Below are 25,635 nucleotides of genomic sequence, written 5' to 3'. Positions count from 1 at the left end.
CCGGACAAGGTGGAAAGTGCGGCATTTTAGCCGAACGGCCCGCCGGCACCGCTGCAATAGCGGGGATTCGGCGGATCGGGAAAACGGTGGCGGATCGGTGCCCGGGCCGGCCGTGGCCGCGGCGAGCGTCGACTAGCGGGCCCGCCGCGGTGCGGGCGCGGTCGGGGTGCGGGTCGGGGCGGTGATCGCATGGAACCCGGGCAGCTCGGGAATCCGCTGCTCCATGAACTGCAGGAACGTGCGGGTTCGCAGCGGCAGATACCGGCGCGACGCATAGACGAGGTGCAGCGCATGCGGCGGCACCATGTCCCACTTCGGCAGCAACCGGACGAGCTGGCCGCTGTCGATCAGGTCCTGAACGAGCCACGCCGGCCCGCTGCCCACCGCGTTCCCGGCCAGGAAGCATTCCCGCAGCGCCATCGAACTGTTCACGCGATACCGGCCGCGCACCGGAACGACGACTTGCTCGTCGCCGCGCGCGAAGGCCAGTTCGTTGCCGATGTCCGCGCGCGCGTAGCCGACATACTCGTGCTTCGCGAGGTCGTCCGGCCGGCGGAGCTTCGGCGCCCGCGCCACGTACGCCGGCGTGGCGACCAGCAGGCGCGGCGACGACGCGATGTGGCGCGCCACGGCATCCGGCGGCAGCAGCTGGCCGAGGCGAATGGCGACATCGACGCCTTCTTCGACGAGGTCGATCACGCGGTCGGTCAATTGGAGCTCGACCTCGATCTCCGGCCACGCGGCGAGGAATTCGAGCACGAGCGCGTTCAGTCTCAGCTCGCCCAGCCCCAGCGGCGCATTGACGACCAGCTTGCCGACCGGCCGCACCGTTTGCCCGCGCACCTCGGCCACCGCGCTCGCGTATTCGTCGATCACGCGCTTGCAGCGATCGTAGAACCGGCGGCCTTCGTCGGTGGGCGCGAGGCTCGTGGTCGAGCGTTCGAGCAGGCGAACGCCCAGTTCCTTCTCGAATGCGGCGACGATCTTGCTGATCGTCGGCTGGCCGGTACCTTCCTCCCGCGCGACCGCCGAGAAATTGCCGAGCTCGATCGCGCGGACGAACACGCGCATGGATCGCAGCGAATCCATCTCATTCCTTTATGGCATGACCTTTATTCAAGTCTCCCATATTCCTGCGCAATGGAGAATGACCTAACGTTCGCGAACCTTCAATCCCTGATGAGGAGTCGACATGAACGAGGCAACGCAATCTTCGGCACTGGACGGTGCGCACGTCGTGGTATTCGGCGGGAGTTCCGGAATCGGCCTCGAGGCCGCGGCCGCCGCGAAGGCAAAAGGCGCCAGTGTCACGCTGGTCGGCCGGGCCCGCGCGAAACTCGAATCCGCCGCACAGGCGATCGGCGGCGCGCGCGTCGCGGTGGCCGACATCGCGGACCGCCATGCCGTGCAGGCCGTATTCGACACGATCACGCGCGTCGATCACCTGGTCGTCACGGCCGGCCGGTTCATTGCCGGCAAGCTGAACGAGACCGATCCCGATCTCCTGCTCGCCGCGTGGCAGGAGCGTATCGCCGGGCCGGTCTACGCGATCCGCGCTGCGTTGCCGCTGATGTCCGCGACCGGCTCGATCGTGCTGACCGGCGGGCAACTGTCGGATCGTCCGGCCGCGCAGGGCACGTCGGTCATTGCCGCCGCCGTGCGCGGGGTCGAGGCGCTGGCGCAGTCGCTCGCGCTGGAACTGAAGCCGATTCGTGTGAACGTCGTCGCGCCCGGCTTCGTCGAGACGCCGCTTTACGACGCGTTCGGTCCGGAAGCGCGCGATGCGATCCTCGCGGGCGCGGCGGCGGCATTGCCCGGCGGCCGCGTCGGGCGCGCCGATGAAGTGGGGGAAGCGATCGCGTTCCTGCTGGGCAACGGCTTCATGAATGGCGAGATCCTGCACATCGATGGTGGCGGGCGGCTGGTCTGAGCCGTGCCTCAGCCTGCCGCGCGCGTGCCGGTGCGACGTGCCGGTGGGCGCGGCGCGCGGCCGTCCGGATACGCGCGCTGGCAGACGGCGATGACCGCATCGCGCAGGCGACGGTGCACGGGGTCGCCGTGCATGCGCGGATGCCACAGCGCGGACACGAGGATCTCGGGCAGGCGCACCGGGATCTCGAAGCTGCGCAGCCCGAGGGCTTCCGTGAGCCCCGGCGAGAACGCGTTGCCGAGGCTCGAGCGCGGCAGGAGCGCGATCAGGTCGGTGCTGGCCGCGACCCGCATCGCATCGGGGTAGCCCGGTACGACGACCTGTACGGAGTGGTTCGAGCCGGCCTTGTTGGTCGAGTCGTCAGCCGGACCGCCGAAATCGCCCAGCTGCGACGCGATCACGTGACGGCAGGCCGCATAGCGCGCGGGCGTGATCCGGCCCGATGCGAACAGCGGGTGCCCGGCGCGCGCCACGGCGACGTGCCAGTCGTGAAACAGCATGCGGGTGTGCAACTCGGGGGCATCGTCGCCGCGTTTGCCGATTTCCAGGTCGACGGTGCCGTCGCGCAACGCTTGCGGATCGCGGTCGGGCTTCGGGACGAAGCGGATGCGCACCTGCGGCGCGATTTCGCCGAGTGCGGCGACCACCGGGCCGGACAGCATTTCCATGAACGAGGCGGCCGCGCGGACGGTGAACGTGGAGGCGTGCGTCGCCATGTCCACGTCGGCCGTCGCCGGCCGCAGCACCGCGCGCGCATCGCTGGCGATCGCATGCACGCGGTCGCGCAACGCGGCGGCGTGCGGTGTCGGCACGAGCTTGCGCCCGGCGCGCACGAGCAACGGATCGGCGGTGGCCATCCGCAGCCGCGTGAGCGTGCGGCTCATTGCCGATGTGCTCAGGCCAAGCCGGCGCGCGGCGCCGGTCACGCTGCCTTCCGACAGCAGCACGTCGAGCGCGGTGACGAGGTTCAGGTCGATGTCTTCCATGGCGACAGGATACGCTTCCGTGCGATTTGACATGGCGTTGGATGCAACTACAAGTTGAATCGGGTGCGTCTGGCGCCTGTCGTGGTGCACACCTATAGTGGCTGCATGACGAAACCCGGCAAAGGCGGCAACCATGCAATCCACTGAATCGAACCGAAACGTCCCTGCGCTCCTGCTCGTCGCGGCCTCGCGCGGCCTCGGGCTCGCGATGGCGGAGGCGTTCCTGGACAAAGGCTGGCGCGTAACGGGCACCGTGCGCGCAGGATCGGGACGCACGAAGCTGCACGAACTCGCCGACAGGTTCGACGGCCGGCTCGACATCGAGACGCTCGACATTTGCGAACCGGTGCAACTGGCCGCGCTGCGCGAGCGGCTGGCGGGCCGGCGCTTCGACATGCTGTTCGTGAACGCGGGCACGACGAACGAGCCCACCGAAACGATCGGCGAAGTGACGACCGACGAGTTCGTGCGCGTGATGATCACGAATGCGCTGGCGCCGATGCGTGTGATCGAGACGCTGCAGGATCTCGTGACCGACGATGGCCTGATCGGTGCGATGTCGTCGGGGCAGGGCAGCGTCGCGAACAACGTCAGCGGGATGCGCGAGGTCTATCGCGGCAGCAAGGCCGCACTGAACCAGTTCATGCGCAGCTTCGCGGTGCGCCAGGCCGATACGCGGCGTGCGATGGTGCTGATGGCGCCCGGCTGGGTCCGCACGGAACTCGGTGGGCCGGATGCGCGCCTGACGATCGAGGAAAGCGTGCCGAGTCTCGTCGACGTGCTGATCGCAAAGCGCGTGCGCCCGGGGCTCGAGTATCTCGACTATCTGGGGCGGACGGTGCCGTGGTGACCGCGAACTGACACCGGAAGGCGCGGCCGCCACGAGCGGATTCACCGTCCCCGGGAAACTACCGATATGGTTGCGAGCGCAACTAGAATCGCTGCGCCGCACAACCGGATGCGCTTGACATGCCCGCGTCCGGCGCCGTAAATTGCCCCGGCAGATCTAGATAAGAGACTATCTGTAAGATGGTCTCTCCATGCGTCGATCGCATCTGCAATGTCGAGCCTCTTACAGAACAAATATACGGAGGCCGATTGTGCAAACGATCGCGGTCAAGCTTCATGGCATTGAAGACGTCATCTCCTTTCTCGACACGCGCCCCGGTATCGCGGGCAGGGCGGGACTCGTCTGGTGGCTGTCGCTCGGCGGGCTGTTTCTCGACGCATTTTCCAACTCGGCATTGAGCGCCGGCCTCGGGCCGATGACGCACGAATTGCATCTGTCGGCCGCGCAGGTCGCGTGGATGACGTCGTTTGCGTCGTGGGTCGCGATCGCGTTCAACCCGATCGGCGGCTGGATGGCCGACCGGTGGGGGCGCGTGCGGCCACTGATCGCCGCGAAGCTGCTGTCGGTGATCGGTGCGCTGCTGGTGGTATTCGCACCGGATTTCAACACGATTCTCGCTGGCCGCTTCTTCGTCGGGATGGCGTACGGGATCGATTTCGCGATCGCGATGGCGATGCTCGCGGAATTCACGCCGGGCCGCCTGAAGAGCCGGCTCAATACGTGGCAGGGCATGTGGTACACGGCCGTCTGCCTGAACCTGCTGCTCGCGCTGCTGTTTCACGCATGGCAGGTCGGCGATTCGATCTGGCGTTACTCGGTGGCGGCCACCGCGGTGTTCGGCGCCGCGATCCTCGCGCTGCAATGCGCATTCCTCGTCGAAAGCCCGATCTGGCTCGCGCGCAAGGAGCGTCTCGACGACGCGGCCCGCGCGATGACGCGCATCTACGGGCAGGCATTCGTTGCCGCGCCCGCGCATGAACGCACGCCGATCGTCAATCCGGCGACGCGCGGCTTCGCGAACGTGCTGCTGATCTTTCGCGGTGTCTACCTGCCACGCACGATCCTGGCCGCGACCGTCCAGATCGGTCAATCGATCGAGTATTTCGCGATCGGCTGGTATTTGCCGCTGATCAGTGCCGCGCTGTTCGGCAAGGACTTCGTCTACGCGACGCTCGGCGCGCTCGTGTTCAACCTGTTCGGGATCGTCGGCGGCTTTTCGTCGTCGACGGTCGGCCGCCGGGTCGGCCTGCGCCGCGCGTCCGCGATCGGCTTCGCGGCGGTGTGCGCGATGCTGGTCGTGCTCGGGCTGTTCCATGCGCGCATGCCGCTGTGGCTGTCGGTGGTCGTGCCGTCGCTGTTCATCCTGTTCCACTCGGCCGGCCCCGGCGCGAACGGCAAGAGCCTGTCGTCGCTGTCGTTTCGCGGCGAGCTGCGCGCGGGTGCGAACGGCATCGTCGGCGCGCTCGGCTCGATCGGCGCGGCGCTCGGCCTGCTGGTCTTCCCGCTGTTTCGTGCGCGCTACGGCCTCGAACACACGTTCCTGATTCTGGCGATCGTGCCGTGCGTCGCGAGTGCGATCTGCTTTGCGATCCGCTGGGATCCGACGCGCACGACGATCAATCCCGACAACGAACCCGACGCGCCGCACTTCGGCGACGATGCACGCGTCACGTCGGCCTACCTGAACCCCGCCATCGAGAAAACGCCGCGATGACCGATTCCCGAAACGTCATTCTCGCCATCGACGAAGGCACGTCCGGCACACGTGCCGCGCTTGTCGACGCGAGTGGGCACGTGTCGTGCCTTGAATACCTGCCGCTGTCGGTCGACAGCCCGCGGCCGGGCGTCGTCGAACAGGATGCGAATGCCATCCTCGACAAGACGCTCACGGTCTGCCGCGCCACGCTCGCGCAAGCGCAGCGACTGGGCGTACGCGTCGTCGCGCTGGCGCTCGCGACGCAGCGCGCGACGGCCGTGCTGTGGGATACGCGGACCGGCCGCGCGCTCGTGCCCGCGATGGTCTGGCAGGACACGCGTCATGCCGCCGAGCTCGACCGTCTCGCGGCCGACTGGGATCGCGTGCTCGTGCCGCAGGTCGGCCGGCCGGCAGGCGTGCGTTCGCCGTATCTGTGGGCCGTGCACCAGATGCGTACGTCGCAGGCCGTTGCCGATGCGCATCGCGCCGGCTGTCTCGCGTTCGGCACGATCGATACGTGGCTGCTGTGGCACCTGTCGGATGCGCGCGAGTGCGTGACGACACCGACCAACGCCACCTCCGCCAGCGCGTACCTGCTCGGCGAGCATCGCTATTTCGAATCGTGGCTCGACGCGCTGGGCTTTCCGTACGCGTTGTTGCCCGCGCTGCGCGAGGATGCCGACGCGTTCGGCCGTACGCGCGAAGACCTGCTCGGTATCGACGTGCCGATCCTCGCGTGTGCGGGCGACCAGTTCGCGGGCGCCGTCGGTCTCGGCTGCGTCGAGCGCGGCCAGGCGATGTGCGTGCACGGCACCGGCAGCTTCGTCGACTTGCTGACCGGCACGGCGCGCCCGGACGCCGGATCGCACGCGCAACCCGGTCACGCGCACGACGGCACGCTGGCGATGACGGCGCGGCGGCATGGCGGCGTGTCGCATTACTCGCTCGAAACCTTCGTCGCGACGACCGGCTCGGCGTTGCGCTGGGTCTGCGAAAAACTGCGCTGGTTCGACGATCCCGCGCAGATCAGCGCGCTGGCCGGCACGGTGCAATCGGCGCGCGGCGTGACGTTCGTGCCGGCGCTCACCGGCCTGCGCGTGCCGCGGATGGAGCCGAACGCGCGTGCACTGCTGTCGGGCATCTCGATCGCGACGACGCAGGCCGAGGTGGCGTACGCAGTGCTCGAAGGCATCGCGCATTCGGTCGCGTCGTGCATGGAGGCCAACCAGGCCGTCGCGCGGGCCGACGTCTCGGAGCTGATCGTCGGCGGCGGCCTCGCGGGCAGCGACACGCTGCTGCAGATCCAGGCCGACGTGAGCGGTGTACCCGTGCGGCGGATGCGCGAAGGCGATCGCGCGAGCCTGCGCGGCGCGGCGTTTCTCGCGGGTGCGTCGGGGCTGCTGTGGGATTCGCTCGACGCGGCCCGCGCGACGCTCGTCACCGACGCCGTTTTCGAACCCTCGATCGACGCGGACAGCCGGCAGCGCCGGCGCGCGGCCTGGCATGCGCGGATCGCATCCGAGCTCGCGCATGCGGCCGATTTCGCTCATGCGTGAGCACGGAGAACGACCAGCATGATGTTTTTGCCATCCAGAAAACCCCAGACGGACCGGGCCGGCATGACGGGCACCGAGCCGCTGCGCGTGAACCGCGACGACCACCTGGCGCGACTCGAGACGGACACGTTCGACGTGCTGATCGTCGGGGGCGGCGTGACGGGCGCGTATGCGGCGTTCGACGCGAGCCTGCGCGGGCTGCGCGTCGCGCTCGTCGAGAAGAGCGATTTCGCATCGGGCACGTCGTCGAAATCGTCGAAGATGGTGCACGGCGGGCTGCGCTACATCGAACAGGGCAATCTCGGGCTCGTGCGTCATTCGCTGCTCGAGCGGCAGCGGCTGCGGCGCAACGCCCGCCATCTCGTGCAGCGGCTGCCGTTCCTGTTCCCGGTGATGGAGCGCGAAGGCGTGTTCGACGCGCGTCTCGCGAAAGCCTTCGAAAGCCTGCTGTGGACCTACGACATCGCCGGCGGCTGGCGCGAGGGCATCCTGCACCAGAAGCTGACGAAGGCCGAGGTCCTGTCGCATTGCCCGACCTTCAACGAAACGTACCTGACCGGCGGCTTCCTGTACTTCGATGCGCGCGTCGACGATGCGCGCCTGACGCTGAACCTCGTGCGCACGGCCGCGTTTCACGGTGCGGCCGTGGCGAACCATGCACGCGTGGTCGAGCTGACGCGCGATGGCCACGGCAAGGTCGACGGCGCGATCGTGCATGCCGACGGCCGCGAGCGGCGCGTGCGTGCGCGCGTGGTCGTGATGGCGACGGGCGTCTGGCTGCGCGACTGGACCGGCGCGCGCAAGGGCGACACGGCCGCGTTGCAGGTGCGGCCCGCGAAGGGCGTGCACGTCGCGATCCCGTGGCTGAAGATCCGCAACGACTGCACGGTGACGATCCCCGTGCCGGGCCGCAACCGCCGCGCGACGATCACGCGCTGGGGCAACGTGTCGTATCTCGGCACGACCGACGAAGACTACGACGGCGATCTCGACGACGTGCATTGCACGCGGCAGGAACTCGATTTCCTGCTCGAAGGCGCGCGTTCCGCGTTGAAAGTCGACCTGAATGCGGACGACGTGGTGGGCAGCATCGCCGGCTGCCGGCCGCTCGTCGGGCCGCCCGGCGGCAAGACGATCGAGATGAAGCGCAATCACGAGATCCACGTCGCGCCCGACGGGCTCGTGACGATCGTCGGCGGCAAGCTGACGACGTCGCGGCACATGGCCGAGCAGACGATCGATACGGTCGGCAAGCTGCTCGGCCGCCGCACGCGCTGCCGCACGAAATCGGCATACCTGCTCGGCGCGGCCGGCTATGACCCGCAGGCGATCGTCGCCTCGGGCGGGCTCGCCGCGCATCTCGGCGAACGCTACGGCACCGAGGCGCGCTTCGTCGGCGACCTCGCCGATGCGGCGCCGTCGCTGCTCGCGCCGATCGTCGAAGGGTTGCCTTACAGCGAAGCGGAAGTGCTCTACGCGGTGCGTCACGAATTCGCGCGCAGCGTCGATGACGTGCTGTCGCGGCGCACCCGCGCGCGGCTGATGGCGCGCGATGCGTCAGCGCGCGCCGCACCGCGCGTCGGAGCAATCCTCAAGGCGGAGCTCGGCCTGTCCGATGCGGCCGTCGCCAGCCAGGTGCGCGACTACGTCGCCGCCGTCGCCCTCGAAAAATCCATCCTCATGGGAGATAACGGATGATCAGCAAGGAAGCCATCAAGCGCGGCTACAACCGCGGCAACTACGTCGTCGGCGCGCACACGCCGCCGCCATACTCGCTGAACCTGCCGGCGGCAGGCAGCGCGCCGGTCGAGGCCGGCATGCAGCGCGCCCCGGTCACGGTGTCGCCGCAGCAGGTCGATGCGCTGCGGGCGGTGGCCGACGAGGTGCTGGCGCAGCCGGCCGACGTCATCGCGTGGACGCGCGACTGGTGGGCCGCGTCGATGGTCGCCGAGACGGGTGGCCGGCCGGCGACGCCGCACGCGGTCGTCGTGCGCGTGTCGACGGTCGAGCAGGTGCAGGCCGTGATGCGCATTGCGCACGCGGCGACGATTCCGGTGACGGCGTCGGCCGGCCGCAGCAACGTGACGGGCGCGGCGCTGCCGGTGCGCGGCGGCATCGTGCTCGATGTGTGCGGGCTGAACCGGCTGATCGGCGTCGACACCGAGAGCCAGATCGTCGACGTCGAGGCGGGGATGTTCGGCGACGTGTTCGAGGAAACGCTTCAGCGCGAACACGGGCTGACGATGGGGCACTGGCCGTCGTCGTTCGGGATCAGCACGGTGGGCGGCTGGATCGCGTGCCGCGGTGCGGGGCAGCTGTCGACGCGCTACGGCAAGATCGAGGACATGGTGTTCGGGATGGACGTGGTACTCGCGGACGGCAGCCTGGTCACGCTCGGCGGCCATTCACGCGCGGCGGTCGGCCCGGATCTGCAGCAACTGTTCATCGGCAGCGAAGGCACGCTCGGCATCATCGTGCGCGCGCGCCTGAAGCTGCATCGGCTGCCCGACTACGGCCGCGCGATCGCGTACGGCTTCGACACGTTCGCGGCCGGCCTCGACGCGTGCCGCGAGATCCTGCAGCGCGGCGCGAACCCGGCCGCACTGCGGCTCTACGACGAACTGGAAAGCGGCGTGCAGTTCGGCCTGCCCGATACGAACGCGCTGTTGATCGCCGACGAAGGCACGCAGGAGATCGTCGACGCGGTGATGGCGGTCAGCGCGCGCACCTGCGAGGAAAGCGGACGCAGGCTCGACGGCGACGCGATCTTCGAGAAGTGGCTCGACACGCGCTACCTGACCGGCAAGAGCGCGGAAGGCTTCAAGCGCAGCCCGGGCTTCGTCGCCGACACGCTGGAGATGTGCGGCCGCTGGCGCGACCTCGCGGCGATCTATCGCGACGTGGTGGCCGCGCTGCAGGCCGTGCCCGGAACGCTGGCCGGATCCGCGCATCAGTCGCATGCCTACGCGGACGGCGCGTGCCTGTATTTCTCGTTGCGCGGCGATGTCGCGGTGGCCGAGCGGGCCGCGTGGTACCGCGCGGCGTGGGACGCGGCGAACGCGGTGCTGATCCAATACAATGCGACGTTGAGTCATCACCACGGCGTCGGGCTGCTGCGTTCGCCGTACCTGCGCGATTCGCTGGGCTCGGCATTCCCGGTGCTGCAGACGGTGAAGCGCGCGCTCGATCCGAAACATATTCTCAACCCCGGCAAGCTCGGCCTCGGCGACGAGACCGGCCCGCGAGTCGACCGGTAAACGCCATGGACAAGTCGCTGGGCGCGCGCCTCGCCCGTCATCCCGTCATCGCCACGCTGTACGGCGTCGAGCAGGCGGACAGCTTCATCGACAGTGCGGCCGAGGTCGGCATCGTCGCGAACGTCGATCTGCGCCGGCTGCAGGCGGTGGTCGTGGCGCTCGCCCGGGCCGGCAAGTTCGTGATCGTCAACATCGACAGTTGCGACGGGCTGTCGCAAGACAAGGGCGGCGTCGAATATCTGGCCGATATCGGCGTCGCGAGCCTCGTCTCCACGCGCGTCGCGACGATCCAGCGTGCGAACCGCGCAGGGCTGATCACGATGCAGAAGGTATTCGTGACCGACCGCTCGACCTGGCCGCGCAGTGTAAAGGCGATCGAGCAGAGCGATCCGAACCTCGTGCAGCTGATGCCGGCGCCGATGCTCGCGCACCTGAGCGAGGCCGACCGGCAGGCGTTGCCGCCGATCGTCGCGTCGGGCTTCGTCGGCAACGCGGAAGACGTGCGCAGCGCAAGGCGGCACGGTGCAGTCGCGGTGTCGACGAGCGACAGCGCATGGTGGAATTTTGACCCGTCGTCGTGACGGCCCCCCTCGAACCCGGAGCGCAACATGAACGAACCTTACCTGCAGGTCATCGCGCATTTCCACGCCAAGCCCGGCAACGGCGACCGCGTGGTCGCATTGCTCGCGGAGCTCGCGCCCCTGACGCGCGCCGAGCCGAAGAATCTCGACTACGCGTATTTCCGGTCGCCGGAGGACCCCGACCACATCGTGATCCTCGAACGCTACCGCGACGCGGACGGCCTCGACGTGCATCGGGAAACGCCGCATTTCCAGCGGATCGGGTTCGGCGCGATCATTCCGTTGCTCGATCGCCGCGAAGTGTCCAGCTACATGGTGCAGCCGGGCACCGGCACGGCGACGCCACCGGGAGGCGCCCGATGAACCCGTTTCAATTCCGTACCGTTCCGACGCAGGTCGTCGAATTCGGCGCCGCGCGCCAGCTCGGTGCATGGTTGCGCGAACGCTTTCCGGCGCTCGTGCGGCTCTGTGTCGTCACCGACGCGTTCCTGCATCGCAGCGGCGTACTCGCGCCCGCGCTGGAGAGCCTCGCCGCGCACGGCTGGCAGGTCACCGTGATCGACGACGTGATCGCCGATCCGCCCGAACACGTGGTGCTGGAGGCGACCGAGAGGGCCGTCGCGGCCGATGCCGAGATCGTGCTCGGCCTGGGCGGCGGATCGTCGATGGACGTCGCGAAGCTGATCGCGGTGCTCGCGCCGGGGCAGCAGGCGCTGGCCGACATGTACGGCGTCGACAAGGTCACGAGCGCGCGGCTGCCGCTCGTGCAGATGCCGACGACGGCCGGCACTGGCTCCGAAGTGACAGCCGTGTCGATCGTCACGGTCGGCGAGGCGCGCAAGATGGGCGTCGTGTCGCCGCACCTGTTCGCGGACGTCGCGATCCTCGACGCCGAACTGACGCTCGGCCTGCCGCGTGCGGCCACGGCCGCGACGGGCATCGACGCGATGGTGCATGCGATCGAGGCCTACACGTCCGCGCGGCTGAAGAACCCCATATCCGACATGCTGGCCGTGCACGCGCTGACGCTGCTGTCGCGCAACCTGCTCACGGCATGCGACGACGGCCGGAACCGTCACGCGCGCGAGGCGATGCTGGTCGGCGCGATGTTCGCGGGGCAGGCGTTCGCGAATGCACCGGTCGCGGCCGTGCACGCGCTGGCCTATCCGGTCGGCGGGATCTTCCATGTGCCGCACGGGCTGTCGAATGCGCTCGTGCTGCCGCACGTGCTGCGTTTCAACGCGCCGGCCGCCGCGCCGCTGTATGCGGAACTCGCGGCGATCGTCGCGCCGTCGGCGACGGGCAGCGACGAAGCGCGCACGCACGCGCTGATCGCCGAGATCGACCGGCTGATCGTCGCGACGGGCATTCCGCGCACGCTGCGCGAGGTCGGCATCGGGGAAGGCGACCTGCCGAGGATGGCATCGGATGCGATGCTGCAGACGCGCCTGCTCGTGAACAATCCGCGCGAGGTGACGGAGGCCGACGCGCTGGAGATCTACCGGCAGGCGTGGTGAGGCGGCAGGCGCGTCGCGCCGCCCGTCATGCATTCACGGTGCGCTCGCGGCCTGCCGCGCGGGCCATGCCGCGATGCATGCGCATGCGAGCGCCACGGCCACGAGCCCGCATCCGGCCCACGGCGTGACGCGCAGCGCGTCGCGTTCGACGAGCACGCCGCCGAGCGCCGAGCCGAGTGCGACACCCGCATGCATGGCCGACACGTTGATGCCGACGCTTGCATCGGCCAGTGACGGCACGGTGTGGATCAGGAAGTTCTGCACGATCGGCGAGATCGACCAGCTGATGCCGCCCCACAGCATCATCGCGGGTACGAACGCGAGCGGCGATATACCGGCCGCCGGCAGCACGGCCATCGCGACGAGAAACACGGCCGGGCATGCCCACAGCGCGCGCGACGCGCCGAGCCGGTCCGAGAAGAGTCCGCCCAGCCATGCGCCGGTCACGCCGGCGATCCCGAACGCGACGTACAACCCTTCGAGCGCGGCCGCGCCGGGTGACAGCACGGCCTGCAGATACGGCGTGAGATACGCGAACAGCGTGAAATGTCCGCCGATCATCGCGATGGAGACGAGCTGCGCGGCCATCAGCCGCGGGCGCGCGAGCACCGCGCGATATGACGGCGTGCCTGCTGCATCCGCGGCAGCGATGACAGCGGGCGGCGCCATGCGCGGCAATCGCCGGCCAAGCCAGATCGCGAGCGGCAGCGCAGGCACGGCGATCGACACGAACACCGCGCGCCAGCCGGCCCAGTCGGCGATCCGCATCCCGATCGGCACGCCGAGCACGAGCGATGCGCTGATGCCCATGAACACGATGCCGATCGCGCGGCCGCGTTGCGACGCCGGCGCGAGCTCGGCTGCGAATCGCGTCGCGACGAGAATCAGCGTCGCGCAGCTCGCGGCCATCAGCACGCGTGCGGCAAACAGGCTCGCATAGCCGGGGCTGGTCGCGGCGCCCAGGTTCGCGGCCGCGAACACGCCGAGCGACGCGAGCAGTGCGGTGCGCCGCTCGATACGCGCGACGCAGGCCGCCGCGACGAGCGCGGCCAGCGCGAAGACGGCGGAGAAGATCGTGGTGAGCTGGCCGGCGGCGGCGATCGACACGTGCAGGCCGGCGGCGATCGCCGGCAGGATGCCGACGCAGATGTTTTCGGCGACACCGGCCAGGAACACGGCGGCGGCCAGCAGATAGATGCGAACGTCCAACGGAACCCCTCCTGTACGCGCGACGCGGCAGCGCCGGGCAGGGGGCGGGCCGCATCGGAACGAATCGACGGATGGGTTTCGAGGCGAGGCTTCGGTTATCCCGGAAAGCAGGACGGTACCGCACGGTCAGGCGGTGCGCAAGTGTGGACGCTTGCGCCCGCGCCGATGCCGTGCTGCAGCCCGGTAGAAACGCCGAGAATGCCCGCCAGGCCGCCGTTACGCGGTAGACGCGTCGGCACCGGCCGCCACCACGTACGCCGAAGCCTGCTTCGTGCCGTCCGGCCGCGTTTGCAGATAGACGCCCTGGATTTCCGGCTCGAAACCCGGCAGCGCGTTGATCCCGGCTTCGAGCGCACGGAAGTAGTCGAGCGCCGGGCCGCCCCACCGTTCGCCGGGCACCACGCAGAAGATGCCGGGCGGATAGGGCAGCGCGCCTTCCGTCGCGATCCGGCCTTCGATGCGATCGAGCGTGACGAGCTCGACGTTGTTGCGGATCAGCTCGGCGTTCGCGGCCTGCGGCAGCATCGCCTGCGTCGGGAACTGCGCACGCCGGAACATCAGCTTCTGCAGATGCTTCATGTCGTGGCTGCGATAGAAGTCGTGCATCCGCTGGCACAGCTGCCGCAGGCGCATGTTGCCGTACAGCTCAGGATACGCTTCGCACAGCGATGGAATCGCTTCGCGCAGCGGCGTGTCCTGGTCGAGATGGCGTTCGAACTGCGCGAGATGCGCGACCAGATGCTGCAGCTTGCCGAAACTTTCGGAAGGCGTGAGCAGGAACAGGATCGTGTACAGGTCGGCCTTCTCGGGCACGACGCCGTGCTCGCGCAGGTAGCGCGCCAGGATCGGCGCCGGCGCACCGAAAGCCGCGTATTCATGCGTGTCGCGATCGATGCCGGGCGTCGTCAGCAGCAGCTTGCACGGGTCGACGAAATACTGGTCGTCCGCATAGCCTTCGAAGCCGTGCCACGTGTCGGCCGGATGAAAGCGGAAGAAGCGCAGGTTGTCGACGATCTGCTCGGTCGGGTAGTCGGCCCACGGGCGGCCGTCGATAGTCTGGGGAACGAACGGCCGGATCTGGCGGCAGGTCTTCAGCAGCAGCTTGCGCGCGTCGACGCCATGCGCGACGCAGTCGCGCCACAGGCGCTTGCCGGCCGGGCCCGCATGCATCTGCGCGTTGACGTCGAGCGCGGCGAACATCGGGTAGAACGGGCTCGTCGACGCATGGATCATGTACGCGTTGTTGAAGCGCCGGTGATCGCAGAAGCGCTTCTGGCCTTCGATGTGGCTGTCCTTCTTGTGGATCTGCGACGTCTGCGAGAAACCGGCCTGCTGCTTGTGCACCGACTGCGTGACGAAGATGCCGGGATCGTCGGGGCCGAGCGTGAGCATCAGCGGCGAGCAGTCCTGCATCATCGGGATGAACTGCTCGTAGCCGACCCACGCCGAATCGAACAGGATGTAGTCGCACAGATGCCCGATCCGGTCGACGATTTCGCGCGCGTTGTAGATCGTGCCGTCGTAGGTGCCGAGCTGGATCACCGCGAGCCGGAACGGGCGCGGCAGGCCGGCGCGCTCCGGTGCGACGTCGCGGATCGCGTCGCGAATGCGCGTTTCGTCGAGCGCCGCGCTGTCGACGCCGCCGATGAGGCCCCACGCGTTGCGCGCGGTTTCGAGGTAGACCGGCCGCGCGCCCGACAGCACGAGCGCGCCGAGGTGCACCGACTTGTGATTGTTGCGGTCGAACAGCACGAGATCGTCGGGCGCGAGCAGCGCGCTCGTGACGACCTTGTTCGACGTCGACGTGCCGTTCAGCACGAAGTACGTCTTGTCCGCGTTGTAGATCCGCGCGGCATTGCGCTGCGCTTCCAGCGCGGGGCCTTCGTGGATCAGCAGGTCGCCGAGCCGGACATCGGCGTTGCAGAGGTCGGCGCGAAAGATCGTCTCGCCGAAGAAGTCGAAGAACATCCGGCCGAGCGGGTGGTTCGAGAAAAACTGCCCGCCCTGGTGGCCGGGGCAGTCGAATTCGACATAGCCGCGCTGCACGTATTCGCGCATCACCTTGAAGAACGGCGGCAGCAGGTTCTCGCTGTAGATGTCGGCGGCGGCGGAGATCTGCCGGCCGTAGTAGTGGCGTCCGCCGTGGCGGAGCTGGATCACGCCGCTCGCGCTCGGCAGGATCGACGGCGGCACTTCCTGGTCAGGCTCGACCGCGACGAAAAACGGAATCGCGAATCCGGTTCTTTCGACGGTTTCAAGCACCTGTTGCGCCGAATCGATTCCGACGACGATGGCCGCGATATTCGTGAAATCGGTCTGGAATACGTCGACCTGTTCGTGCGTGGTGAGGAAGGCGCCAATCAGCGCCGGCTCGACTGCGATTTTCAACAGGCTCACGCGAACTCTCCCGTCAATGTGCGGAAAACGAGATCCGCATTCGCACGGGCGCACAATCCGCGTCATCCGACACGCGCTGCAGCCGATTGAAACGCTCCCGCGAATGCTGAATGCCGAATGGCGCGCCGCACGAAGAAGCCTTGCGCGGCGCGGCGCAGCCGCCGCCGGTCAATGCACGGCGCAGCCGATCGTAGCAACAAAACCCGGCGAATTCAATCGACCGGAATCGCCAATCCGATTGGTGGGCGAAACCGCTCCAATAATCGGGAATCGGCGTGCTGCAATGCACATCAAAATGAACCGATTGTGAAAGGCGATTTGAAAACGTTCGACCGTTTCGCCGATTCGTCTGCTTTTCATCAAAAGGCATCTATGGCATAGTCGGCCCCGAATTGGATGGCGAATCAAACCGGATTTGCGAGCGTCTCATGCCGCTGCCCGTGGCCTGCTGTCCGCGTGCTCGTGAGACGAATTGAACCCAACGAAGCATCGGAACAACGAGGGCAGCAACATGAATACGTCCGTCGGTGGCATTCGTCGTCTCGGCATGCGCGCGTTATTGGTCGATGACGAAATCACGCAGGAAACCGCGACCGGGCGTGCGGTCCGCACGCTGAGCGCGGAGCTCGTGCAGCGCGATATCGACGTGCTCACGGCCACCTCGGCCGACGACGCGATCATGCTGATCCGTTCCGATCCGTCGATCCAGTGCGTGCTGCTCGACTGGGATCTCGGCGTGGACGGCCACGGGCCGTCCGAGGCCGTGGTCGATGCGATCCGGCATCGCAACGCCAACGTGCCGATCTTCCTGCTGGCCGACCGCAGCGTCGCATCGTCGGTGCCGTCCAGGGTGATGGGGCAGGTCGACGATTTCGTGTGGCTGCTCGAGGACACGGCCGACTTCATCGGCGGGCGCATCCATGCGGCGATCGAACGCTATCGCGCCACCGTGTTGCCGCCGATGTTCGGCGCGCTCGCGAAATTCTCGCGCGTCTATGAATACTCATGGCATACGCCCGGCCACACGGGCGGCACGGGCTTCCTCAAATCGCCGGTCGGCCGCGCGTTCTTCGAATACTTCGGTGAAGCGCTGTTCCGTTCCGACCTGTCGATCTCGGTCGGCGAGCTCGGCTCGCTGCTCGACCACTCGGGCCCGATCGGCGAAAGCGAGCGCTACGCGGCGCGCGTGTTCGGCGCGCATCGCACGTATCACGTGACGAACGGCTCGTCGACGTCGAACCGCATCATCCTGATGGCGAGCGTGAGCCGCGACCAGATCGCGCTGTGCGACCGCAACTGCCACAAGTCGGCCGAGCACGCGATGACGATGTCGGGCGCGATCCCGACCTACCTCGTGCCGACCCGTAACCGCTACGGGATCATCGGGCCGATCGCGTCGGAGCGCCTCACGCAGGCGGCGATCCGCGAGGCGATCACGTCGAACCCGCTGACGGCCGGACTCGCCGACCGCCAGCCGAAGCACGCGATCGTCACGAACTCGACGTACGACGGCCTGTGCTACAACGTCGCGCGCGTCGAGGAGCTGCTCGGCGCGAGCGTCGATCGGCTGCATTTCGACGAAGCGTGGTACGGCTACGCGCGTTTCAACCCGATCTACCGCGATCGCCATGCGATGCACGGCGACCCGCGCGACCATCGTGCGGACCGCCCCACGGTGTTCGCGACGCAGTCGACGCACAAGCTGCTGACCGCGCTGTCGCAGGCGTCGTACATCCACGTGCGCGACGGCCGCAACCCGATTCCGCATGGCCAGTTTAACGAAACATTCATGATGCACGCGTCGACGTCGCCGAACTACGCGATCATCGCGTCGAACGACGTCGCGGCCGCGATGATGGACGGCCCCGGCGGTGCGGCGCTCACGCACGAGTCGATCGAGGAGGCCGTCGCGTTCCGGCAGATGATCGCGCGGATGAACAGCGAGTTCGGCGCGAAGGGCGACTGGTTCTTCGAGTGCTGGCAGCCCGACACCGTGCTCGAGACGCGCACCGGCCGCACGCTGCCGTTCCACGACGCGTCGCCCGAGCTGCTCGCGAGCGACCCGTCGTGCTGGGTGCTGCGCCCCGGCGCGCAATGGCACGGCTTCGGCAATATCGAGGACGGCTACTGCATGCTCGATCCGATCAAGGTGTCGATCGTCACGCCGGGCGTCGCGCCGGCAGGCGGCCTGATGCCGGTCGGCATTCCGGCGAGCGTCGTGACCGCGTATCTCGATGCGCGCGGGATCGTCGTCGAGAAAACCACCGACTTCACGATCCTGTTCCTGTTCTCGATCGGCATCACGAAGGGCAAGTGGGGCTCGCTCGTCAGCGCGCTGTGCGACTTCAAGCGCGACTACGACGCGAACCTGCCGCTCGACATGGCGATTCCGTCGCTCGCGAAGGCGCATGGCTCGCGCTATGCGGGCATGGGGCTGAAGGACCTGGCCGACACGATGTTCGCGGCGATGGAGCAGCTCGGCACGACGCGGTTGATGTCGGAGGCGTTCTCGATCCTGCCGAAGCCGGAGATGAGCCCGGTGCGCGCGTACGAGCATCTGGTGCAGGGCCGCGTCGAGCAGGTCACGCTCGAGGAACTGGCCGGACGCACGGTCGCCACCGGCGTCGTGCCGTATCCGCCGGGCATTCCGCTGTTGATGCCGGGCGAGAACGCGGGGCCGGCGGACGGCCCGGTGCTCGGTTACCTGAAGGCGCTCGAAGCGTACGACCGGCGCTTCCCGGGCTTCGCGCACGATACGCACGGCGTGGAAGTCGAGGACGGCACGTACCGCGTGTATTGCCTGACGGCCTGAACGCGCGACCGGCTGCGCAACGGCCTGACATCGAGGGATCGACATCATGGAAAACACAGCGCGCATGTCCGACGCGGCCGCCGCGGCCGCGCCGAAGAACCGGATGAACGTCTGGCAGCTGACCATCCTCACGGCGGTCAACATGATGGGTTCCGGCATCATCCTGCTGCCGTCGAAGCTCGCGCAGGTCGGCACGATCTCGCTGCTGTCGTGGATCGTCACGGCCGGCGGCTCGCTCGCGCTGGCCTATGCGTTCGCGCGCTGCGGGATGCTGAGCCGCAAGCCGGGCGGGATGGGCGGCTACGCGGAATACGCGTTCGGCAAGGCCGGCAACTACATGGCGAACTACACGTACGGGCTGTCGCTCGTGATCGCCAACGTCGCGATCGGCGTCACGGCGGTCGGCTACGGCACCGTGCTGTTCGACGCGACGCTGTCGCCGCTGCAGACCGGCCTGTGGACGATCTTCCTGCTCGTGCTGACGACGGTCGCGAACTTCGGCGGCTCGCGCATCACCGGCCGGATCGGCGCGGTGACGGTGTGGGGCGTGATCATTCCGGTCGTCGTCGTGTCGCTGATCGGCTGGTTCTGGTTCAGCGGCGCGACCTGGGGCGCCGCATGGAATCCTAACAACCTGCCGTTCGGGCCGGCCGTCGGCAGCTCGATCGCGGTGACGCTGTGGGCGTTCCTCGGGCTCGAATCGGCGTGCGCGAACTCGGACGCCGTGGAGAACCCGGAGCGCAACGTGCCGATCGCCGTGCTCGGCGGCACGATCGCGTCGGCGATCTTCTACATCGTGTCGACCAACGTGATCGCGGGGATCGTGCCCAACGCGCTGCTCGCGAAGTCGAATGCGCCGTTCGGCATCGCGTTCGCGACGATGTTCACGCCGACGGTCGGCACGATCGTCACCGCGCTGATGGTGATCGCGTGCATCGGCTCGCTGCTCGGCTGGCAGTTCACGGTCGCGCAGGTGTTCAAGAGCTCGGCGGACGTCGGCTACTTCCTGCCGGTGTTCGCGCGTGCGACGCGCACCGGCACGCCGATCGTCGGGATGGTGATCCTGCTGGTCGCGCAGGTCGCGCTGGCGCTGATGACGATCAGCCCGGAGCTGAGCAGCCAGTTCCAGAAGATCGTCGATCTAGCGGTCGTCACGAATCTCGTGCCTTACGTGATGTCGATGGCTGCGCTGATCACGATCCAGAAGGTCGCGAAGGTGCCGCCGGCGAAGGCGCTGCTGACCAACGTGATCGCGATGGTGGCGACCGCGTACAGCTTCTATGCGCTGTTCAGCTCGGGCGAGCAGGCGCTGATGCTCGGCGGCCTGTGCGTGTTCCTGGGCTGGACGCTGTTCGGCTTCGTCAGCGCGCGCTTCTACCAGATGGAAGTCGATGCCCACGTGAAGGAGCCGGGGAAGTCGCTGCAGGCGTGACGGGGGCGGCGCGCGCCGCCGTTATCGGGCAGGGCGGGCCAGCAGCGGCGGGAGGTCCTGCTTCAGCAGGTCGACGACGGCCCGCACGCGCGGCGGCAGCGGCCGCTGCGCATGCACGAGCACGTTGAGCGCGAAATCGGGAATCACGTAGTGCGGCAGGAGCTCGACGAGCGTGCCGGCCGCGAGCGCGTCGGCGCAGGCCGGCTGCTGGACCACGCCGATGCCGCCGCCGGCCACGATCGTGTCGAACATCGGGCGCCAGTGGCTCGTCGTCATGATCGTGCGGATGCGCGCGTAGTCGAGCGCGTCGCCGTCGCGCCGCAGCGGCAGTCGTTCACTCGCGAAGACACCTTTCACACGGACGAACGGATGGTTCGCGAGATCGGCCGCCGTGTCGATCGGGCCGTGCCGCTCGAGATACGACGGCGCGGCAACGAGCCGGCGGCCGACCGCGCCGACCGGATGCGCGACGAACCCGCCGTCGCCGAGCTGGCCGACGCGGATCGAGATGTCGACGCCTTCCGTGACCGGATCGACGATGTCGTCGTTCAGGACCAGGTCGATGTGCAGGTTCGGATACGCGCTGCGGACATGCATCAGCACACCCGGCAGCACGACCTCGCCGATGCATTGCGGCGCCGCGAGCCGGATCGTGCCGTCGAGTGCGTTCTCCGTCTTCGACACCGATGCGACCGCGTCGTCGGCCGCTTCGAGCAGTTCCTTGCTGCGTTCGTAGAAGATCCGGCCTTCTTCGGTGCACGTGAGGGTGCGGGCACTGCGCAACAGCAGCCGTGTGCCGAGATGCTTCTCGAGCCGCTCGATGCGCTCGCTGACGGCCGGCTGGCCCATGTCGAGATCGCGCGCCGCGCCGGACATCGTGCCGCGCTCGACGACCCTCACGTAGATGCGCATCGTCGCCAGCAAATCCATGAAGTCGCGCCCCTTGTCCGGTTCCGGTTGATGCCGATCGACGGATGGTATCAAAGCAGGGCCGCCCGATGGTGCGCGACGAACCGATACTGACCATCGGTTGGCGAAGCCGCGTGTGTTCGCCGGTGCGATGGGGGACAATCGGCATCCGTGCGATCGACGGGAGACGACGACATGACGCAACAGGATGACGCGGTGCGCACGCGCTGCGTCGCATGGCAGATCGTGCAGACGTGGCAGGCAGCCGAATGGTGCCGGCTCGTCGAGTCGCGCACGGGAATCGATCTGTCGGGATCGGTGTCGGGTGCGGTCGACGGCTCGCCGTTTCGCATCGATTACGCGATCGCATGCGACGCCGACTGGCTCACGCGCTCGGCAAGCATCACGCAGTGGGGCGGCACGCAGCCGCCGCGGCAGTGGGATATCCGCCGTGACGCAGGGCGATGGACGATCGACGGCGTCGACGTCCCGGCGCTCGCGGGCGCGACCGACCTCGATCTCGGCTTCAGCCCGTCGACGAATACGCTGCCGATCCGGCGGCTCAGGCTGGCCGACGGCGAAGCGGCGGTGATCCACACCGCGTGGCTGCGCTTTCCGGATGTCGCGTTCGTGCGGGGCGAGCAACGCTATACGCGTACGGCGGAGCGCGTGTACCGCTACGAAAGCGGCACGTATGCGGCCGATATCGCGGTCGACGAAGCAGGTCTGGTCACCGACTACGACGAATGGCGGCGCATCGGCGCGGCACCCGCACGCTGAATCACGCGTACCGCGCCGCGCGTCAGCGTGCGCTCGCGACCGACAGCTTGCCCGGAATCAGCTTCAGCGCGCTGAATGAATCCGCGATGTTCTGCTGATACGCGAGCGTCGCGTCGCTGATCGGCTGCACGCCGTAGCCGGCGCGCTTGAGCGCGACTTCGAGCGTCGGCGCATCGAGGCCGACGAGCGGCGACAGTTGCGTGGCGACTTCGGGCACATGGTCGCGCGCCCAGCGGTCGACCGCGTCGACTTCGTCGAGCAGCGCGCGTATGACCTGCGGGTGGGCCGCCGCGTATTTGCGTGCGGCGAGGTAGTACTGCGTATTGCGCACGAGCCCTTCGCCGTTCGCGATCACGCGCGCGCCGATCTGCCGTTCGGCGGCGGCCAGGTACGGATCCCAGATCACCCATGCATCGACGTTGCGCTGCACGAACGCGGCGCGTGCGTCGGCGGGCGTCAGGTAGATCGGCTGGATGTCGGCATACGTGAGCCCCGCATGTTCGAGCGCCTTCACGAGCAGGTAATGGACGTTCGAACCCTTGTTGAACGCGACCTTCTTGCCGCGCAGCTGCGCGACGTTGCGGATCGGCGAATCGGGCAGCACGACGATCGCCTCGCCCTGCGGCGCGGGCGGCTCGTTGCCGATGTAGACGAAATCGACGCCGCCCGCCTGCGCGAAGATCGGCGGCGTCTCGCCGACCGTGCCGACGTCGATCGCGCCGGCGTTCAGGCCCTCGAGCAATTGCGGGCCGGCCGGAAATTCGAGCCACTGCACGGTGACGCCCTGGCTCGCGAGCCGTTTCTCCAGCGTGCCGCGCGCCTTGAGCACGACGAAGTTGCCGTATTTCTGGAAACCGACGCGCAGCCGCGTGCCGCTGTCTTGCGCATGAGCCGGCAGGCCGGCGAGCGGGCCGAGCGCGAGCCCGGCCAGCCCGGCGGCCGCGCCTTGCAGCCACTGGCGGCGATGCGGGTTCGCCGGTGTCGGTTCAACGTCTGCGTGCGGTGTGTCGTTCATCGAGGCGTCCTGCGTGCGGGTTCACGGGCCGCGCGCGAAAGACGGCGCGGCCGGCGCAGGGCGGGCCCGATGCGGGCGCTGCGCGCAACGGGCCGGCCCGCGCCGGATTCAGGACGATACGGCCGCGCAGGCCGGCGGCCAACCAACGAATCCGCATATGCAAATCAGCGGCGAACCAGGTGGACGGGTTCGGGCCGGTGATCGGCACGCGAACCCGCCGGCACGGCCCGCCGTGCCGGCGAGTTCGCACGCATGCACACGCAGCCGCCGGGCGTTCGATGAACGGCTGTCACGACCCTCAATCGGAGCCGGCCGGGCTTTCCTCGATCGAATCGACGCGATCCGGATAGAACGCGAGGTGCCCGCGGATCGCGTCGACGGCCGGATAGGGCGCCTCGTAGGTCCAGACGGCATTCACGGCGCGCTCGCCGCCGACCGGGATCGAGTAATAGGCGGCGTCGCCCTTGTACGGACAGTACGTCGCGTGGTTGGTGCGTTGCAGCAGCGTCAGGTCGGCGTCCTCGCGCGGGATATAGAACACCGCCGGGTAGGCGGCTTCACGCAGCGCCAGCGCGCGGCGCGTATCCGCGACGACCCTGCCGGCCGCCTTGACCACGACGCGCCGCGGGTGCAGTTCGACCATGATCGGGTGATCGGGGCCCGGCGTCTTCACCGGGCGAGCAGACGTTTCGGAGCTGACAGGCATCGTGTGTCCTCCTGGAATCGGCGGCGCGGCGGCGCCGGGCGAATCCCGGCGCGCCCGTGCCGGCGTTGGCCAGCCGATACGATGCGCCATTTCGGGCGAGTCTGCAGGGGGCCGGAAGACGGCGGCGCGAGACGGCCGCCCGGCGCTCGCGTGGACGTTTTCATGCACGGGCAGCGGGATGCAGCCACGACGATAAGCAACGCGAAATTAATTGGTAAGCGATCGGCGGGAGGCGCGCGAAGATCGGCCGTCGTCATTTTCATGACAGCTCTTTCCTGAATCCGTCACCATGAAGAAAGCTTTCGTTTCGTCAGCCGCGCGTCGTGCGCGTGGCGTCCCCCATGCCGCGATCGCCCTGCGTTGTCTCGCGGCGTCGCTGCTGCTCGCCGGCGCGGCCACGCACGCGCTTGCCGCGCCGTCCGGCAAGACGCTCGTGTATTGCACCGAAGGCAGCCCGGCGGGCTTCGATCCGGGCCAGCATACGACGAGCACCGATTTCGATGCGAGCACGTACCCGGTCTACAACGGGCTCGTGCAGTTCAAGCGCGGCACGCTCGATCTCGAGCCGGCGCTCGCGACGCGCTGGGACGTGTCGCCCGACCAGCGCACGATCACGTTCCATCTGCGGCGCGACGTGAAATTCCAGACCACCGCGTGGTTCAAGCCGACGCGGCCGTTCCAGGCCGACGACGTCGTCTTCACGTTCCACCGGATGCTCGATCCCGACGATCCGTTCCGCAAGGCCTATCCGGTCAGCTTCCCGTATTTCAGCGACCTCGGCTTCGACCGCAACGTCGAGCGCATCGACAAGGTCGACGACTACACGGTGCGCTTCGTGCTGAAGACACCCGACGTCGTGTTCGTGCGCAATCTCGCGATGGCGTTCGCGTCGATCCTGTCGGCCGAGTATGCGTCGCAGCTCGCGGCGCGCCATCGCGAGGCCGACATCAACCAGTTCCCGGTGGGCACGGGGCCGTTCCTGCTGCGCACGTACCAGAAGGACGCGCTGATCCGCTACGACGCGAATCCCGACTACTGGAAACCGGACGACGTGAAGCTCGCGCGCCTCGTGTTCGCGATCACGCCCGATCCGGCCGCGCGCCTGCAGAAGCTGGTGGCCGGCGAATGCCAGGTATCGGCGTTTCCGCGGCCGGCCGATCTCGACACGGTGCGGCGCGACCCGAAGCTGACGTTGTTCTCGGGGGTGGGTTTCAACGTCGGCTTCGTCGCGTACAACACGCAGCATGCGCCGCTCGATCGCGTCGACGTGCGGCGCGCGCTCGACATCGCGATCGACAAGGCGGCGATCGTGAAGACCGTGTTCAACGGCGACGCGACGATCGCGACGAACCCGATGCCGCCCGCGCAATGGTCGTACAACCCGCGGCTGAAGGATGCGCCGCGCGACCCGGCGGCCGCGAAGGCGCTGCTCGCGCAGGCCGGCTTCCCGAACGGCTTCGACCTGACGCTGTGGGCGATGCCCGTGCAGCGCCCGTACAACCCGAATGCGCAGTTGATGGCGCAGCTGATCCAGCAGGACTGGGCGAAGATCGGCGTGCGCGCGAAGATCGTCAGCTACGAATGGGGCGAATACAACCGCCGCGCGAAGCACGACGGGCAGCACGACGCGATCCTGTACGGCTGGTCGGGCGACAACGGCGACCCCGACAACTGGCTCGGCACGCTGCTCGGCTGCGACGCGGTGCACGGCAGCAATCTCGCGAAGTGGTGCAACCAGGATTTCGAGAAGCTGGTGGACGCGGCGCGTTCCAATGGGGATGTCGCAAAGCGCACGGCGCTGTACGAGCAGGCGCAGGTCGTGTTCAAGGACCAGGTGCCGTTCACGCCGATCGCGACGTCGATCGTGTCGCTGCCGGTGTCCAAGCGCGTGCACGGGCTGACGTTCTCGCCGCTCGGCGGGCATCGCTTCGACGGGGTCTGGCTGGATTGACGGGCGGGCCGCGCGGACGGTGCTGTCGTCCGCGCGGTGGGGCACGAACCG

21 protein-coding genes are annotated in these 25,635 nt (G+C 68.2%); 13 read left to right on the top strand and 8 right to left on the bottom strand.

The annotated features are described in order from the left end of the window. Window positions 1–132 precede the first annotated feature (132 nt). On the bottom strand, window positions 133–1,089 hold the full coding sequence (locus CFB45_RS25305; protein ID WP_089427912.1) for a LysR family transcriptional regulator: 957 nt from the start codon (window positions 1,087–1,089) through the stop codon (window positions 133–135). 103 nt (window positions 1,090–1,192) lie between these two features. On the opposite strand from CFB45_RS25305, the gene CFB45_RS25300 reads away from it, so the two are divergent. Then, complete coding sequence (locus tag CFB45_RS25300) at window positions 1,193–1,930, top strand: SDR family oxidoreductase (protein ID WP_089427911.1); 738 nt, start codon at window positions 1,193–1,195, stop codon at window positions 1,928–1,930. An 8-nt stretch (window positions 1,931–1,938) separates the two neighbouring features. Here CFB45_RS25300 and CFB45_RS25295 read toward each other — a convergent pair whose 3' ends face one another. Beyond that, window positions 1,939–2,916, bottom strand: a complete 978-nt coding sequence (locus tag CFB45_RS25295; RefSeq protein WP_089427910.1) for a LysR family transcriptional regulator — start codon at window positions 2,914–2,916, stop codon at window positions 1,939–1,941. Window positions 2,917–3,049: 133 nt separating this feature from the next. On the opposite strand from CFB45_RS25295, the gene CFB45_RS25290 reads away from it, so the two are divergent. From CFB45_RS25290 to CFB45_RS25255, 8 genes are all read left to right on the top strand, one after another. Further along, on the top strand, window positions 3,050–3,766 hold the full coding sequence (locus tag CFB45_RS25290) for an SDR family oxidoreductase (protein WP_089427909.1): 717 nt from the start codon (window positions 3,050–3,052) through the stop codon (window positions 3,764–3,766). A gap of 250 nt (window positions 3,767–4,016) precedes the next feature. Continuing rightward, the gene (locus CFB45_RS25285) at window positions 4,017–5,480 is read left to right on the top strand and encodes an MFS transporter (protein WP_089427908.1); all 1,464 of its coding nucleotides are present in this window, start codon (window positions 4,017–4,019) and stop codon (window positions 5,478–5,480) included. Then, a complete protein-coding gene (locus CFB45_RS25280; RefSeq protein ID WP_089427907.1) occupies window positions 5,477–7,018 on the top strand; it encodes an FGGY family carbohydrate kinase in 1,542 nt (513 codons plus the stop codon). The genes CFB45_RS25285 and CFB45_RS25280 overlap by 4 nt, the downstream gene beginning before the upstream one ends. An 18-nt stretch (window positions 7,019–7,036) precedes the next feature. After that, window positions 7,037–8,716 carry a glycerol-3-phosphate dehydrogenase/oxidase gene (locus CFB45_RS25275; RefSeq protein WP_089427906.1) on the top strand — a complete coding sequence of 560 codons (1,680 nt, stop codon included), beginning with the start codon at window positions 7,037–7,039 and terminating at the stop codon, window positions 8,714–8,716. Beyond that, window positions 8,713–10,275 (top strand): FAD-binding oxidoreductase, encoded by a 1,563-nt coding sequence (locus tag CFB45_RS25270; RefSeq protein ID WP_089427905.1) that lies wholly within the window; start codon window positions 8,713–8,715, stop codon window positions 10,273–10,275. Before CFB45_RS25275 ends, CFB45_RS25270 begins: the two co-directional genes overlap by 4 nt. Before the next feature lie 5 nt (window positions 10,276–10,280). Continuing rightward, the gene (locus CFB45_RS25265) at window positions 10,281–10,856 is read left to right on the top strand and encodes a glycerol-3-phosphate responsive antiterminator (RefSeq protein WP_047850244.1); all 576 of its coding nucleotides are present in this window, start codon (window positions 10,281–10,283) and stop codon (window positions 10,854–10,856) included. 27 nt (window positions 10,857–10,883) lie between these two features. After that, window positions 10,884–11,219, top strand: a complete 336-nt coding sequence (locus CFB45_RS25260; protein WP_089427904.1) for a putative quinol monooxygenase — start codon at window positions 10,884–10,886, stop codon at window positions 11,217–11,219. Then, window positions 11,216–12,373, top strand: coding sequence for an iron-containing alcohol dehydrogenase (locus CFB45_RS25255; protein ID WP_089427903.1), 1,158 nt, complete (start codon window positions 11,216–11,218; stop codon window positions 12,371–12,373). Before CFB45_RS25260 ends, CFB45_RS25255 begins: the two co-directional genes overlap by 4 nt. 33 nt (window positions 12,374–12,406) lie before the next feature. Here CFB45_RS25255 and CFB45_RS25250 read toward each other — a convergent pair whose 3' ends face one another. The 3 genes from CFB45_RS25250 to CFB45_RS25240 all read right to left on the bottom strand — a co-directional run bounded on the left by CFB45_RS25250 (window position 12,407) and on the right by CFB45_RS25240 (window position 16,349). Then, entirely contained in the window at window positions 12,407–13,582 is a 1,176-nt protein-coding gene (locus CFB45_RS25250) for an MFS transporter (RefSeq protein WP_089427902.1), read from the bottom strand. A 216-nt stretch (window positions 13,583–13,798) separates the two neighbouring features. After that, complete coding sequence (locus CFB45_RS25245) at window positions 13,799–15,979, bottom strand: ornithine decarboxylase (protein ID WP_089427901.1); 2,181 nt, start codon at window positions 15,977–15,979, stop codon at window positions 13,799–13,801. A gap of 13 nt (window positions 15,980–15,992) precedes the next feature. After that, window positions 15,993–16,349, bottom strand: a complete 357-nt coding sequence (locus CFB45_RS25240) for a hypothetical protein (RefSeq protein WP_143329874.1) — start codon at window positions 16,347–16,349, stop codon at window positions 15,993–15,995. A gap of 141 nt (window positions 16,350–16,490) precedes the next feature. On the opposite strand from CFB45_RS25240, the gene CFB45_RS25235 reads away from it, so the two are divergent. After that, on the top strand, window positions 16,491–18,791 hold the full coding sequence (locus tag CFB45_RS25235) for an Orn/Lys/Arg decarboxylase N-terminal domain-containing protein (protein WP_089427899.1): 2,301 nt from the start codon (window positions 16,491–16,493) through the stop codon (window positions 18,789–18,791). Between the two features lie 46 nt (window positions 18,792–18,837). Then, window positions 18,838–20,223 (top strand): putrescine-ornithine antiporter, encoded by a 1,386-nt coding sequence (potE, locus tag CFB45_RS25230; protein WP_089427898.1) that lies wholly within the window; start codon window positions 18,838–18,840, stop codon window positions 20,221–20,223. A 21-nt stretch (window positions 20,224–20,244) separates the two neighbouring features. Here the strand turns inward: potE and CFB45_RS25225 are convergent, their stop codons facing one another. Next, window positions 20,245–21,153 carry a LysR family transcriptional regulator gene (locus tag CFB45_RS25225; RefSeq protein ID WP_089427897.1) on the bottom strand — a complete coding sequence of 303 codons (909 nt, stop codon included), beginning with the start codon at window positions 21,151–21,153 and terminating at the stop codon, window positions 20,245–20,247. Window positions 21,154–21,327: 174 nt separating this feature from the next. On the opposite strand from CFB45_RS25225, the gene CFB45_RS25220 reads away from it, so the two are divergent. After that, window positions 21,328–21,912 (top strand): putative glycolipid-binding domain-containing protein, encoded by a 585-nt coding sequence (locus tag CFB45_RS25220; RefSeq protein WP_089427896.1) that lies wholly within the window; start codon window positions 21,328–21,330, stop codon window positions 21,910–21,912. A 22-nt stretch (window positions 21,913–21,934) separates the two neighbouring features. On the opposite strand, the gene CFB45_RS25215 is transcribed toward CFB45_RS25220, so the two are convergent. Together CFB45_RS25215 and CFB45_RS25210 are read right to left on the bottom strand one after the other, a co-directional pair. Beyond that, a complete protein-coding gene (locus tag CFB45_RS25215) occupies window positions 21,935–22,927 on the bottom strand; it encodes a sulfonate ABC transporter substrate-binding protein (protein WP_089427895.1) in 993 nt (330 codons plus the stop codon). Between the two features lie 298 nt (window positions 22,928–23,225). Continuing rightward, the gene (locus CFB45_RS25210; RefSeq protein ID WP_089427894.1) at window positions 23,226–23,633 is read right to left on the bottom strand and encodes a DUF427 domain-containing protein; all 408 of its coding nucleotides are present in this window, start codon (window positions 23,631–23,633) and stop codon (window positions 23,226–23,228) included. A gap of 289 nt (window positions 23,634–23,922) precedes the next feature. Between CFB45_RS25210 and CFB45_RS25205 the strand changes: the two genes are divergently transcribed. Beyond that, on the top strand, window positions 23,923–25,584 hold the full coding sequence (locus CFB45_RS25205) for an ABC transporter substrate-binding protein (RefSeq protein WP_089427893.1): 1,662 nt from the start codon (window positions 23,923–23,925) through the stop codon (window positions 25,582–25,584). Window positions 25,585–25,635: the final 51 nt, after the last annotated feature.

The organism is Burkholderia sp. HI2500, assembly GCF_002223055.1.
Lineage (GTDB): Bacteria > Pseudomonadota > Gammaproteobacteria > Burkholderiales > Burkholderiaceae > Burkholderia.
The sequence above is the reverse complement of the archived record's forward strand: the minus strand, read 5'-3'. Positions and strand labels throughout refer to the sequence as shown.